We start from the raw sequence: 13,548 nt of genomic DNA, 5'->3' as shown, positions 1-13,548 counted from the left end.
CGGCGGGGCTCATTCGGCGCCGGAGGTGCCCGACTCCAGCAGTCGGCCTCCGTCCCAGACCACGCCGACCTGGCGGTAGTACGCGGCGATCGGCTCCCGGATCTCCAGCCGGGCCAGCTCTTCGGTGGGTGCCTCGAACAGCTCCAACTCGGCTTCCCCGGTCCAGGGTTGGCCGCCCTCGAAGGACGCGGCCCCGGACTCGATCAGTTCGTCGAGCGCCAGCCCCTTGCCCTTCTCGACGGAGGGCAGCCAGCGGTGGTGCAGCATGGGATGGGCGTTGACGAACCCGTTGGACTCGCAGGGCTCGCGCAGGGTGACGACGGCCTGGGCCAGGCGCCGGTCGGCGGCGGCGAGGGTGGCCCCGAACCTGGCCCCGGCCTCGATGCGCGGGGCGGGCCCGTACGGGTGCGGGCGGGTCTGGTGGATGGAACCGAGCTTCTTCGGATACCCCTGATGCAGCCCGCGGGCGACGGCGAAGTCCTTGTCGACCCAGATGAACACACAGCGCGTGTACGTCCGCTGCCGGTACGTGCAGCGCACGACGGCGAACGCCTCCTTGTACTGGGCCCGCACCGGATCGAGCAGTTCCTGCCCCGAGTCGGCGCAGGACTGCCAGTCGGCCCAGATCAGCGCGACGGCGCCGGGGTCCTCGGCGGCGGGTTCCAGCGGCTCGGGCAGCAACTCCCGTACGCGGCCCGGGTCGGTGCGGTACTCGACGGTGAGCAGATCCCCGGAGTAGCGCCACGGCGGCGCGGGGATCAGCGACGCGGCGCCCGTCGCCGTCTTGGGGTGGAAGTAGCCACGCAGACCGGTCACTTGGTCCCTCCGGACGATCCGGCGCCGAGGGCGGGCTGGGCGAGCAGTTCGGCGCGGTGGCGGGCGGCGGCCGCCGAGGTGGCGCGGCCCCCGAGGGAGACGACACCGACGAGACGGCCGCCCCGGTGGAAGCCGGCCAGGAAGTCGCCGTCCGGGTCGCCGTCCAGGACGCGCACGTCGCCCTGGCCGAGGCCGGGGGCGCCGAAGGACTGCAGCCGGAAGTCGTGCTGGTCGCTCCAGAAGGTCGGCAGGGGCGCGAACGGTGCGAACTCCCTGGCGCCTTCGCTGCCGCTGAGATGGGCGGCGAGCACCCTGGCGGCGTGCTTGGCGGTGTCCGTGGGGATGGACCAGTGTTCGACACGGCGCGCGACCTCGTCGTAACGGGCGTTGGGGAAGCGCGCGATGTCCCCGACGGCGACCACGTCCGGGCGTCCGCCGACCCGCAAATGCTCGTCCGTCAGGACGCCGTCGGTGAGGTCGAGGCCGTTGCCGTCGAGCCACTCGGTGTTGGCGACGGAGCCCACCGACTCCACCACGACGTCGGCGGCGATGACGGTGCCGTCGGCGAGGACCACCCCGGTGACCTGTTCGTCGCCCTGGAACCCGGTCACCTGCGCACCGAGGGCGAACCGGACGCCCCGCCGCTCGTGCCGGTCGAGCAGCGCCTTCGCGAGCAGTTCGCCGAGCGGCCCGACCATGGGCAGCGGCAGCGGGTCGACGGCCGTGACCTCGGCCGCACCGAGGGCCAGGGCGGTCGCGGCGACCTCACAGCCGATGAATCCGGCGCCGATGACGACCACGCGCCCGCCCGGCCGGGCCAGCGCCTCGCGCAGACCGCGGGCGTCGGCCACCGTGCGCACGGTGTGCCGGCCGCGGCGGGGGCCGGGGCAGGGCAGCCGCCGGGAACGCATCCCGGTGGCTGCCACCAGCCCCCCGTACGACAACATCTCGCCGTCGTCGAGCGTGACGGTCCGCCGGTCGAGGTCGGCGGCGACGACCCGGGTGCCCAGGCGCCACCGTACGTCCGCGACGCTGGCCCGCGGCAGGAAGGTGAGTTCGCCGAAGGAGGCGTCTCCCACCAGCGCCTCCTTGGAGAGCGGGGGCCGGTTGTAGGGCATGTGGGGTTCGTCCCCGACGAGGACGACGGGGCCGCGCCAGCCGGCTGCGCGCAGTTGCTCGGCGGTGCGCAGCCCTGCCATGGAGGCGCCGGCGACGACGACGGGTGCGACCGCCTCCGCGGGTGCGTTCACGCGTCAGTCCCCGATCCGGATCGCCTGCAGCGGGCAGACGTCGGCGGCCTCCTCGACCTCCTCGCGGCGGGTGTCGTCGGCGTCGGGGATGTGGACGAGATGTCCGTCGCCGTCGAATCGGAAGACGTCGGGAGCGGCGAAGACGCACTGGCCGTGGTCCTGGCATTTGTTCATGTCGACGACGACCTTCATGGCCGGTCCTCCAGCTGCCGTGTCACGTCGGAGGGGAACGGACGGGGACTCGGACCCTGAGGGCGGGCCCGGCCGATGGAGCGGGTCGGGACCGCCCCCTCCCCCCATTTCATTTGACCCCAAACAATGTAGGAAGCATTGAGGACGGGGTCAAGGGGGTGGGTACGCGCACCCGCGAATTGACGGGAGCGGGCCGCCTGCGGCTGGCCGCGCCGTTCCCCGCGCCCCTGGGGGGGGTGGGGGCTGGGGCGTGTGGGACGGTGACCGTCGCCTGTGGCTGAGCGCGCCGTTCCCCGCGCCCCTAGGGGGTGGGGGCTGGGGTGTGTGCGACGGTGACCGCCGCCTGTGGCTGAGCGCGCCGTTCCCCGTGCCCCTAGGGGGTGGGGGCTGGGGCGTGTAGGACGGTGACCGTCGCCTGTGGCTGAGCGCGCCGTTCCCTGCGCCCCTAGGGGGTGGGGGCTGGGGCGTGTGCGACGGTGACCGTCGCCTGTGGCTGGGTGCGTCGTTCCCCGTGCCCCTGGAGGGGCGAAAGCTGGGGCGCAGCCCCGCTTTTGAGGGGCGCGGGGAACTGCGCGAACGGCCCCCACCGGCCCGCAGCCGAAACGCGACCCCAGCCACCCCACCCCTCAGGGGCGCGGGGAACGGCGCAATCTTTCGCCTTCAGGGGCGCGGGGAACGGCGCGAGCAACCCCCACCGGCCCACAGCCGAAAAGACCGCTCAACCGCCGGAGGTGTCCAGCTCCGCGTCCTCACTCACGCCCGCACAGTCGTACGGATCCTTCAGCCACCCGTCCGGCAGGACGACCCGCCCGTTCCCGGACGTACGCCCCCGCGGCCCGTCCGCCCCCACCGGCCACGGCTGGTCGAGTTCCAACTCCTCCAGCCCTTCCGCCAGTTCACTCAGCGACGAGGTGACGGCGAGCCGCCGCCGCATCTCCGAGCCGACAGCGAATCCCTTCAGGTACCAGGCCACGTGCTTGCGGAAGTCGATGACCCCGCGCGCCTCGTCGCCGATCCACTCCCCGAGCAGGGTGGCGTGCCGCACCATGACGGCCGCGACCTCCCGGAGGGACGGCCGCGCGTACTGACCGTCTCGCCCTTCGAACGCCGCGACGAGGTCGGCGAACAGCCAGGGCCGTCCGAGGCACCCCCGCCCGACCACGACCCCGTCGCACCCGGTCTCGCGTACCATCCGCAGCGCGTCGTCCGCGGACCAGATGTCCCCGTTCCCGAGGACGGGAATCTCCGGCACGTGTTCCTTGAGTCGCGCGATGGCGTCCCAGTCGGCCGTCCCGCCGTAGTGCTGCGCCGCCGTGCGCCCGTGCAGCGCGATCGCCGTGACGCCTTCCTCGACGGCGATACGGCCCGCGTCGAGGAACGTGATGTGGTCGTCGTCGATGCCTTTGCGCATTTTCATGGTGACCGGCAGGCCTCCCGCCCCGGCGACCGCCTCGCGCAGGATCGCCCGCAGCAGCGGCCGCTTGTAGGGGAGGGCCGAGCCACCGCCCTTGCGTGTCACCTTGGGCACCGGGCAGCCGAAGTTCAGGTCGATGTGGTCGGCGAGGCCCTCGTCCGCGATCATGCGGACGGCCTTGCCGACGGTCGCGGGGTCGACGCCGTACAGCTGGATCGAACGCGGGGTCTCGGTCGCGTCGAAGCGGATCAGCTGCATGGTCTTCTCGTTGCGTTCGACCAGCGCCCGCGTGGTGATCATCTCGCTGACGAACAGGCCCTTGCCCCCGCTGAACTCCCTGCACAGCGTGCGGAACGGCGCGTTCGTGATGCCCGCCATGGGGGCGAGCACGACGGGCGGCAGGACGGTGTGCGGACCGATCCGCAGAGCGGTGTTCACCGCGGACGCGGGAGTGATCGTGGGCGTGGACATTCCTCCATTGTCACGTACGCCGACCCATGACGGTAGTCGTTAGTTAGGCACACTACCGACATGGGCGTAACCTGGTACCCATGCCTGAGCTCAGCCCCCGCCAGCGCCAGCTGGTGCTCGCGATCTGCTGTATGAGTCTGCTGATCGTGAGTCTCGACAACACCGTCCTCAACGTCGCCCTCCCCTCCATGCAGAAGGATCTGCACGCGAGCCTGGCGGGCATGCAGTGGACGATCGACGCGTACACCCTGGTGCTCGCCTCACTGCTGATGCTCGCGGGCTCGACCGCCGACCGCATCGGCCGCCGCAAGGTCTTCATGGCGGGCCTCGTCGTCTTCACCGTCGGCTCGGTCCTGTGCTCACTCGCACCGAACCTCGAATCGCTCGTGGCCTTCCGCATGATCCAGGCGGTCGGCGGCTCGATGCTCAACCCGGTCGCCATGTCGATCATCACCAACACCTTCACGGACCCGCGCGAACGCGCCCGCGCGATCGGGGTCTGGGGCGCGGTGGTCGGCATATCCATGGCCGCGGGCCCACTGGTCGGCGGCCTCCTGGTGGACTCCGTCGGCTGGCGTTCGATCTTCTGGGTCAACCTGCCGGTGGGCCTGGCCGCGCTCCTGCTCACCCTGCGGTACGTGCCGGAGTCCCGCGCGCCGAAGGCCCGCCGCCCCGACCCGGTCGGCCAGCTCCTGGTGATCGCGCTGCTCGGCTCCCTGACGTACGCGATCATCGAGGCGCCCGCATCCGGCGCCGGCAAGATCCTCGTCTTCGGAGGGATCGCGCTCGTCGCCCTCGTCACCCTCCTCTGGTACGAGCCGCGACGCGACGAACCCCTCATCGACCTGCGGTTCTTCCGGTCGGCGCCGTTCAGCGGGGCGACGGTGGTGGCGGTGAGCGCGTTCGCCGCGCTGGGCGGTTTCCTCTTCCTCTCGACCCTCTACCTCCAGAACGTCCGGGGCCTGAGCGCGCTCGACGCGGGCCTGTGGATGCTGCCCATGGCGGCGATGACGTTCGTCTGCGCGCCGCTGTCCGGGCGGCTGGTCGGCAACCGCGGGCCCCGCATCTCCCTCCTGATCGCCGGTACGGCGATGACGGTGAGCGGGGTGCTGTTCGCCGCGTTCGAGGCCGAGACGGCGAACGTGACACTCGTCATCGGGTACGTGCTCTTCGGGCTCGGCTTCGGTTTCGTGAACGCGCCCATCACCAACACGGCGGTGTCGGGCATGCCTCGCGCCCAGGCCGGGGTGGCGGCGGCGGTGGCGTCCACGAGCCGGCAGATCGGGCAGACGCTGGGGGTCGCGGTGATCGGGGCGGTCCTCGCGTCCGGCGTCGGCACGTCGTCGTACCGGGCCGCGTTCGTCTCGGCGGCCCGGCCCGCGTGGTGGATCATCGCGGCGTGCGGCCTCTCGGTCCTGGTGGTGGGCGCGGTGTCCAGCGGCCGCTGGGCCCGCGGCACGGCGGCCCGTACGGCGGCGCGCCTGTCCGCACCAGAGGTGAAACAGTCCGCAGGCGTCGCCTGAGCCCGCCCGCCCCGCCCGGAGGCGCGCCACCGCCACCGGGTGCGGCCCGGCGGGGCCGTTCGCGCAGTTCCCCGCGCCCCTGAGGAGCGGAGCTTCGCCCCGACCCCGTCGCGTTGTCGGCTGCGGGCCGGTGGGGGTTGCTCGCGCAGTTCCCCGCGCCCCTCAAAAGCGGGGCTGCGCCCCAGCTTTTGCCCTTAAGGGGCGCGGGGAACGGCGCGGCCAGCCACAAACGACCGTCACCCGTCCCCCACACCCCAGCCCCCACCTCCCAGGGGCGCGGGGAACGGCGCGACAAGCCCCCGCCGCCCCGCACCCGGGACGCGACCCCGGCCACCCCACCCCACCCCTCAGCCCCGCAGGGAACCCCGCTGAACAGCCAGTTCCTGCAGTCGTTCCAGCCGCGTACGCGACACACCGTCCGCCGGCGCGTACGTAACCATCCGCGCCCCCTCCCCCGGCCCCAGCCAGAGATCCGTATGGACGAGCGTCAACCGCCCCACATACCGGTTGTCGAACAGCTTCGTCTTGCTGCGCGAACCCACCACCTCGTGCCGCCCCCACACCTCCCGGAACTCCTCCGACTCCGCACACAGCCGCTTGAGCAGCATCTTCCACGCGGGATCGGCGAGATGCCCGGCCATGGCGCCGCGGAACTTCGCCGCCATCAACCGCACCGTCTCGTCGAGCAGCACGATCGAGGAGCGCCACTGCTCGTTCGTGGTGATGAGGAGCATGCAGTTGCGGTCCTCCGGCGGCACCTCGTCGAGGTCGCACAGCAGCAGCCCGTAGGTGCGGTTGTACGCGAGGACGTCGTACCGGCTGTTCTGGATGCAGGCGGGCAACGGCTCCAGCTGCTCCAGCGTCTGCAGCAGCGCCGGGGTGATCGTCGTACAGCGCGAGGCCGGGGTGGGATCGACGGCCCCGGCCAGCTGGAAGAGGTGGGCGCGCTCGTTCGAGTCGAGCATCAGTGTGCGGGCGAGCGCGTCGAGGACCTGTACGGACACCTGGATGTCCCGGGCCTGTTCGAGCCAGGTGTACCAGGTGACCCCGACCGCGGAGAGCTGGGCGACCTCCTCCCGCCGCAGACCGGGGGTGCGCCGGCGGCTGCCCCGGGGCAGCCCCACCTGCTCGGGCGTGATGTGCTCGCGCCGATGACGGAGAAAGGCGGCCAGCTCATGCCGCCGGATTTCCGGCTCCCCCACCCAGGCCGTCGCCCCGGTGGCCTCGCCCGCCACCACCGTGGCCCCGCCCGCCACCCCGGTGACCGGGCCCGCGTCCGGGCCGGCGTCCGGGCCCGTGCCCGCCGTCGTCTTCTCGGCCATGGTCGTCATGTCTCCAGCCTGCCGCCCCGTGGCCCCTGTCGCGGACCCTGTTTCCGGGTACTCCTTCTACCAGGATAAGAAGACTCTGGTACCAGCCTGCGAGCGGGCGCAGGATCGACCACGTGACCGAAATCCTCGCTCCCCGCACCACCCGCTCAGCGACCGCCGGCCCACCGGTGCTCGGCGCCCTGGGACTGTTCACCGTGCTGCTCGGCGCGGCGCTGCCCCTCATCGACTTCTTCATCGTGAACGTCGCCCTGCCCACGATCGGCCACGACCTGGCCGCGAGCGACGCCGTCCTGGAACTCGTCGTCGCCGGTTACGGGGTCGCGTACGCCGTGCTCCTCGTCCTCGGCGGACGGCTCGGCGACACCTTCGGCCGGCGCCGGCTCTTCCTCGGCGGGATGGCGGCCTTCGGCCTGACCTCGCTTGCGTGCGGGCTCGCACCGACGGCGTGGACGCTCGTCGCGGCGCGCGTCCTCCAGGGCGCCGCGTCCGCCGCGATGCTCCCGCAGGTCCTCGCCACCATCCAGTCGGCGACCCAGGGCCCGCGCCGAGCCAAGGCGATGAGCCTGTACGGGGCCACGGCCGGACTCTCCATGGTGGCCGGGCAGATACTCGGCGGCGTCCTCGTCGCGGCCGACCTCGCGGGCACGGGCTGGCGCGCGGTCTTCCTGGTGAACGTACCGGTCGTGCTGGTGGGCCTGTTCCTGGCCGCCAGGGCCGTCCCGGAGACCCGCTCGCAGCACCCGCAGCCGGTGGACGTCCCCGGCACGGTCCTGCTGGGTGTGGCCCTGGTGTCCCTGCTGGCCCCGCTGACCGAGGGCCGGGCGGCGGGCTGGCCGCTGTGGACCTGGCTGTCGCTGGCCCTGTTCCCGGTCGCCGCGACCGCCTTCTACCTGGTCGAACGCCGGTCGGAACGCCGGGGCCGCACCCCGCTGGTCCCGCCGAGCCTCTTCGCCAACATCCCCCTGCGCCGCGGCCTGATCATGGTCGTTCCCTTCTCCATCGGCTTCAGCGGCTTCATGTTCGTCATCGCGGTGGCGCTCCAGGAGGGGGTCGGCCTGAGCCCGGTCCGCGCGGGCCTGACCCTCGTACCGATGGCGGTGTCCTTCTTCGTGGCCTCGCTGCTCGGGCCCCGGCTGGTGGCCCGGTGGGGTACGCGTGTGGTGACCGCGGGCGGTCTGGTCCAGGCGGTCGGCGTGGGCGTCCTCGCGCTCACGGTGTGGGGCTCCTGGCCCGACCTCGGCGGCCCGCAGCTCTGGCCGGGCCTGATGATCGCGGGCGCGGGACAGGCCCTCCAGTTGCCGGTCCTCTTCCGCGTCATCCTCTCCGAGGTCCCCGCGGCCCGCGCCGGGGTGGGCAGCGGAGTGATGATCACCGCCCAGCAGTCCGCGCTCGCCCTGGGTGTGGCCACCCTCGGCACCTTGTTCCTCACCCTGGTCCCGGGCCGGGGCATGGGCGACGCCCTGGCGACGACCCTGCTCGTCCAGCTCGCCGCCGTCGTCCTGACGACGGGACTGAGCCTGCGCCTGCCCCGCGAGATCGCCTGAACGGCCACCCCGCACAAACCCCTCCGAAAGGGCCCGCCCGAACCCGCAATGCGCAGAATGCGCACAGAACTCACCGCGCACGCACCCCCGTTGATGTTGTTCTTGTTGCACACTCCTAGGGCTTGTCGCGCAAGCCGAGCGCGACCACCAGGAGGCGTCATGCTGCAGATCAACACCAGCAAGGTCAGCCGCTGGGACCAACACGGCCGCGAGCACGTCGTTCGGGTACAGCGCACGGGCATGCAGCGGACGATCAGATGCGACACGTGCGGCTGGCGCAAGCCCGCCCAGTTCCTGCCCTGGCTGAAGGCCGAGGAACATCTCACGGAGGCACACCAGGCGACGGTGGACCCGGCCGGAACCTGAGGGCACCGAGGCCACCGAAGGCACCGAAGGCACCGAGGGAGCAGTGGCCCCGGTCAGGCCCTCAGCCCACGCACCACCAGGTCCACGACGGCCTCGAACTCGCCCTCGATCCCGGGCTGTTCCCACTCGCGGGCGTGACACGGGTCGTGGAAGCGGTCCGTGGCCTGGAAGAGGGCACGGGCGGTGACGGCGGGGTCGGCGGCGGCGAAGGCGCCGGAGTCGACGCCGGACCGGACGATCGCCGTGAGCTGCCCGGTGAGAGCGTCGATGTGCTCACCGACCGCCTCACCGCTCTCCCCGGTCAGCACCATGTACGTGGCGAACAGTTCGGGGTCGTCGCCCGCCTTGCGGCGCTTGGCGGTGAACAGGGCGGCGAGCCAGTCGCGCAGCCGGGCCTCCGGGTCTCGGTCCTGCGCCACGATGTCGTCGAGGACGGCCGACGTACGGTCCAGCCAGCGCTTCGTGACCGCCTCCCGCAGCGCCGCCTTCGTACGGAAGTGCCGGTAGACGCTGCCGTGGCTGACGCCGAGCGCACGCGCCACGTCCACCACGGTGGCCTTCGCGGGGCCGTGGCGGCGCAGCACCTCCTCGGTCACCTCAAGGATGCGCTCGGCGGTCAGGATCTCGGTGGTCGCCATGGTGATGACCGTACCGGCGGTGTCGTCAGCGCTCGCTGTCGAGGTGTGCCATCTGCGCGGACGGGTAGCGCTCGCCCGCCGCCGAGCCGGCCGGGACGGCCTCCTCGATCGCGGCGAGGTCGGCGGTGTCGAGGGCGACGTCGAGCGCGCCGAGCGCCTCCGTCAGCCGCTCCCGGGTCCGCGCGCCCACCAGCGGCACGATGTCCTCGCCGCGCGACAGCGCCCAGGCGATGGCGATCTGCGCGACGGACGCGCCCTTCTGCTCGGCGATCTTCCGCAGCGCCTCGACGAGGTCCAGGTTGTGACGGAGGTTGTCGCCCTGGAAGCGCGGGCTGTGGGCGCGGAAGTCGTTGGCGGCGAGCTGCCGGTCGGGCGTGAAGTGTCCGGAGATCAGACCGCGGGACAGCACGCCGTACGCGGTGATGCCGATGCCCAGCTCACGGGTGGTCGGCAGGATCTCGGCCTCGATGCCGCGGGAGATGAGGGAGTACTCGATCTGCAGGTCCGAGATCGGGGCGGTGGCCGCGGCCCGGCGCACGGTGTCGGCCCCGGCCTCGCTCAGGCCGATGTGCCGTACGTACCCCTTCTCGACGAGTTCGGCGATCGCGCCGACCGTCTCCTCGATGGGGACGTCCGGGTCGACGCGCGCGATCCGGTAGACGTCGATGTGGTCGACGCCGAGCCGCTGCAGCGAGTACGCCACGAAGTTGTGGACCGCGGCGGGCCGCCCGTCGTAGCCGGACCAGCGGCCCTCCGGGTCGCGCAGGGCGCCGAACTTCACGCTGACGAGGGCCTGTTCGCGCCGCGCGGCCGGGGCGCTGCGCAGCGCCTCGCCGATCAGCATCTCGTTGTGCCCCATGCCGTAGAAGTCACCGGTGTCGAGCAGTGTGACCCCCGCTTCGAGGGCGGCATGGATGGTGGCGACGGCTTCCCCCCGATCGGCGTCCCCGTACAGCGCGGACATCCCCATACACCCCAGCCCGAGAGCGGACACCTGAGGACCAACGGTTCCAAGGGCACGACTGAGCATCAGAATCTCCCGACACATCGACGAACGAAGCAACCCCTCAACCTTGACATGACAGCTGACAGATTTCAATATCTGTCAGCTGTCACACCCAACGCCAACCAAAAAGCCTCGACCCCCTCTCGCGTTCAAGAGGGGGTCGAGACTCACTCACCCAAGGGGCGCGGGGAACGGCGCAGTCTTTCGCCCTTCAGGGGCGCGGGGAACGGCGCAATCCTTTGCCTTTAGGGGCGCGGGGAACTGCGCAATCCCTGAGGCCGACCACGACGGACCGTCAGCCGACAACGGACCGACAACGGCCCACCCCCCGCGGAGCGACTAGCAGCCGACAAGCCGGCTCGCCAGATACCCCTCGATCTGGTCGAGAGAAACCCGCTCCTGCTTCATCGTGTCCCGCTCACGCACGGTGACCGCGTTGTCGTCGAGCGTGTCGAAGTCGACGGTCACACAGAACGGCGTACCGATCTCGTCCTGGCGACGGTAACGACGGCCGATCGCACCGGCGTCGTCGAAGTCGATGTTCCAGTTCTGCCGGAGAGCGGTCGCGAGCCCCTTCGCCTTCGGGGACAGCTCCGGGTTGCGGGACAGCGGCAGCACGGCCACCTTCACCGGCGCGAGCCGCGGGTCGAGGCGCAGCACGGTCCGCTTCTCCATCTTGCCCTTGGCGTTGGGCGCCTCGTCCTCGACGTACGCGTCGAGGAGGAACGCCAGCATCGCGCGGCCGACACCGGCCGCGGGCTCGATGACGTACGGGGTCCAGCGCTCGCCGGCCTCCTGGTCGAAGTAGGACAGGTCCTGGCCGGAGGCCTTGGAGTGCGCGGAGAGGTCGTAGTCCGTGCGGTTGGCGACGCCCTCCAGCTCACCCCACTCGTTGCCGCCGAACTGGAAGCGGTACTCGATGTCGGCGGTGCGCTTGGAGTAGTGCGAGAGCTTCTCGGCCGGGTGGTCGTACCAGCGCATGTTCTCCTCGCGGAGGCCGAGGCCGGTGTACCAGTTCCAGCGCTCCTGCATCCAGAACTCCTGCCACTTCTCGTCCTCGCCCGGCTTGACGAAGAACTCCATCTCCATCTGCTCGAACTCGCGGGTCCGGAAGATGAAGTTGCCGGGCGTGATCTCGTTGCGGAAGGACTTGCCCATCTGCGCGATGCCGAACGGCGGCTTCTTGCGCGAAGTCTGCTGGACCTGGGCGAAGTTGGTGAAGATGCCCTGCGCGGTCTCGGGGCGCAGGTAGGCGACGGAGCCGCTGTCCTGCGTGGGGCCGAGGTGCGTGGAGAGCAGGCCGGAGAACTGCTTGGGCTCGGTGAACGTGCCCTTGTTGCCGCAGTTGGGGCAGTTGAGGTCGGCGAGCCCGTTCTCGGGGAGGCGGTTGTGCTTGGCCTCGTACGCCTCCTCAAGGTGGTCGGCGCGGTACCGCTTGTGACACGAGGTGCACTCGGTGAGCGGGTCGGAGAACGTGGCGACGTGACCGGAGGCCACCCAGACCTCGGTCGCCAGGATCACGGAGGAGTCGAGGCCGACGACGTCCTCGCGGGACGTCACCATGTAGCGCCACCACTGACGCTTGATGTTCTCCTTGAGCTCGACACCCAGCGGCCCGTAGTCCCAGGCGGCCCGCTGGCCGCCGTAGATCTCACTGCACGGATAGACGAAGCCACGGCGCTTGCTCAGGCTGACGATGGAGTCGATCTTGTCGGCGGCCACGGTGCTCTCTTCATTACGACGACGGGCGTTGAAGCGGGTTGCTTCACAGCTATTGCTTCACGGCTACTGCTACAGAGCTGTTGCTTCAGAGCGAATGCCTCAGATTACCGGCGGCCCCGCCCCTCGGATCAAATCGGTTGGGGTCCCGGCCGGACGCCGCCCCTCCACTCACCGTGACACCCCTCACATACCGGGATGAAGTCCAGATCACAGGGCCGCTTATTGACAATCGTTTCCACACCAGCTGAAAATGACTGTCATGAACGTACGACGACGCCACATATCCGCCGGTGTGATCGCGACGGCCACCGCCCTCGCCCTCGGCTCCCTCTCCGCCTGCTCGTCCGACTCCAGCGCGGCCGACGGCGAAGGCGGCAAGCTCGACGTCGTGGCGTCGTTCTACCCGCTGCAGTTCCTCGCCGAGGAGATAGGCGGGAGCCACGTCAGCGTGAGCACCCTGACCGAGCCCGGTCAGGAGCCGCACGACCTGGAGATCAGCGCCAAGCAGACCGCGCAGCTCCAGGAGTCGGACGTGGCTCTCTACCTGAAGGGCCTCCAGCCCTCCGTCGACGAGGCGATAGGCCAGTCCGAGGTGAAGGCGAAGGTCGACGCGGCCACCCTCACCGACCTGGAGAAGCACGGCACCGAGGTCGGCGGCCACGCGGCCGAGCACGACGAAGAGGACGAGCACGGCCACGAGGACGAGGAAGGCTCCGGCCTCGACCCGCACATCTGGCTCGACCCCGTGAAGTACGCCGAGGTCGCCGAGGGTGTGGGCAAGGCCTTCGAGAAGGCCGACCCGGACAACGCGGCCACGTACAAGAAGAACACCGCGGCCCTGGTGAAGAAGCTGGACGGGCTCGACACCCGCTTCGAGGACGGCCTCAGGAACACCAAGACCAAGGTCTTCATCACCACCCACGCGGCCTTCGGCTACCTCGCCGAGCGCTACGGCCTCACCGAGGAGGCCATCAACGGCCTGGACCCGGAGAGCGAGCCCAGCGCCAACCGCGTCAAGGACCTTGAGAAGATGGCGAAGGCCGACGGCGTCTCCACCGTGTTCTACGAGACGCTCGTCAGCGACAAGACCGCCAAGACCATCGCCGCGGACGCGGACCTCAGGACCGATGTGCTCGACCCGATCGAGGGCATCACCGAGAAGTCCAGGGGCGACGACTACATCCAGGTCATGGACGCCAACCTCAAGGCGCTGCAGACGGCCCTGGGAGCGAAGTGACCGTGAAATGACAGCATCATGAGCAGCACGATCATCCC

General features: G+C 70.8%; 12 protein-coding genes. 4 read left to right on the top strand and 8 right to left on the bottom strand.

What is annotated here, in order from left to right:
* Window positions 1-9: 9 nt before the first annotated feature.
* The 4 genes from C6Y14_RS11135 to dusB all read right to left on the bottom strand — a co-directional run bounded on the left by C6Y14_RS11135 (window position 10) and on the right by dusB (window position 4,143).
* The gene (locus C6Y14_RS11135; RefSeq protein WP_107016366.1) at window positions 10-816 is read right to left on the bottom strand and encodes an acetoacetate decarboxylase family protein; all 807 of its coding nucleotides are present in this window, start codon (window positions 814-816) and stop codon (window positions 10-12) included.
* On the bottom strand, window positions 813-2,066 hold the full coding sequence (locus C6Y14_RS11130) for an NAD(P)/FAD-dependent oxidoreductase (RefSeq protein WP_225890999.1): 1,254 nt from the start codon (window positions 2,064-2,066) through the stop codon (window positions 813-815). Before C6Y14_RS11130 ends, C6Y14_RS11135 begins: the two co-directional genes overlap by 4 nt.
* A gap of 3 nt (window positions 2,067-2,069) precedes the next feature.
* Window positions 2,070-2,258 (bottom strand): ferredoxin, encoded by a 189-nt coding sequence (locus C6Y14_RS11125; RefSeq protein ID WP_107016365.1) that lies wholly within the window; start codon window positions 2,256-2,258, stop codon window positions 2,070-2,072.
* A gap of 718 nt (window positions 2,259-2,976) precedes the next feature.
* Window positions 2,977-4,143, bottom strand: coding sequence for a tRNA dihydrouridine synthase DusB (gene dusB / locus C6Y14_RS11120; protein WP_107016364.1), 1,167 nt, complete (start codon window positions 4,141-4,143; stop codon window positions 2,977-2,979).
* 80 nt (window positions 4,144-4,223) lie between these two features.
* Between dusB and C6Y14_RS11115 the strand changes: the two genes are divergently transcribed.
* Window positions 4,224-5,666 carry an MFS transporter gene (locus C6Y14_RS11115; RefSeq protein ID WP_107016363.1) on the top strand — a complete coding sequence of 481 codons (1,443 nt, stop codon included), beginning with the start codon at window positions 4,224-4,226 and terminating at the stop codon, window positions 5,664-5,666.
* 347 nt (window positions 5,667-6,013) lie between these two features.
* On the opposite strand, the gene C6Y14_RS11110 is transcribed toward C6Y14_RS11115, so the two are convergent.
* Entirely contained in the window at window positions 6,014-6,997 is a 984-nt protein-coding gene (locus tag C6Y14_RS11110; protein WP_404828758.1) for a helix-turn-helix transcriptional regulator, read from the bottom strand.
* 113 nt (window positions 6,998-7,110) lie between these two features.
* Here C6Y14_RS11110 and C6Y14_RS11105 point away from each other — a divergent pair, with 113 nt between their 5' ends.
* Both C6Y14_RS11105 and C6Y14_RS11100 read left to right on the top strand, forming a co-directional pair.
* The gene (locus C6Y14_RS11105) at window positions 7,111-8,541 is read left to right on the top strand and encodes an MFS transporter (RefSeq protein WP_107016362.1); all 1,431 of its coding nucleotides are present in this window, start codon (window positions 7,111-7,113) and stop codon (window positions 8,539-8,541) included.
* Between the two features lie 159 nt (window positions 8,542-8,700).
* Window positions 8,701-8,907 (top strand): hypothetical protein, encoded by a 207-nt coding sequence (locus tag C6Y14_RS11100; protein WP_107016361.1) that lies wholly within the window; start codon window positions 8,701-8,703, stop codon window positions 8,905-8,907.
* A 53-nt stretch (window positions 8,908-8,960) separates the two neighbouring features.
* Here C6Y14_RS11100 and C6Y14_RS11095 read toward each other — a convergent pair whose 3' ends face one another.
* The 3 genes from C6Y14_RS11095 to C6Y14_RS11085 form a co-directional block, all read right to left on the bottom strand.
* Window positions 8,961-9,545: a TetR family transcriptional regulator gene (locus tag C6Y14_RS11095; protein ID WP_107016360.1), complete on the bottom strand. Its 585-nt coding sequence runs from the start codon at window positions 9,543-9,545 to the stop codon at window positions 8,961-8,963.
* Between the two features lie 25 nt (window positions 9,546-9,570).
* Window positions 9,571-10,575, bottom strand: coding sequence for an aldo/keto reductase (locus tag C6Y14_RS11090; RefSeq protein WP_107016359.1), 1,005 nt, complete (start codon window positions 10,573-10,575; stop codon window positions 9,571-9,573).
* Between the two features lie 315 nt (window positions 10,576-10,890).
* Window positions 10,891-12,273 (bottom strand): glycine--tRNA ligase, encoded by a 1,383-nt coding sequence (locus C6Y14_RS11085; protein WP_107016358.1) that lies wholly within the window; start codon window positions 12,271-12,273, stop codon window positions 10,891-10,893.
* Between the two features lie 259 nt (window positions 12,274-12,532).
* Between C6Y14_RS11085 and C6Y14_RS11080 the strand changes: the two genes are divergently transcribed.
* A complete protein-coding gene (locus C6Y14_RS11080; protein ID WP_107016357.1) occupies window positions 12,533-13,510 on the top strand; it encodes a metal ABC transporter substrate-binding protein in 978 nt (325 codons plus the stop codon).
* Window positions 13,511-13,548 lie beyond the last annotated feature (38 nt).

Source organism: Streptomyces dioscori (genome assembly GCF_003024195.1).
GTDB lineage: Bacteria > Actinomycetota > Actinomycetes > Streptomycetales > Streptomycetaceae > Streptomyces > Streptomyces dioscori.
Note: the sequence above shows the minus strand (reverse complement) of the source record. Positions and strands in the feature narration are given on the sequence as shown.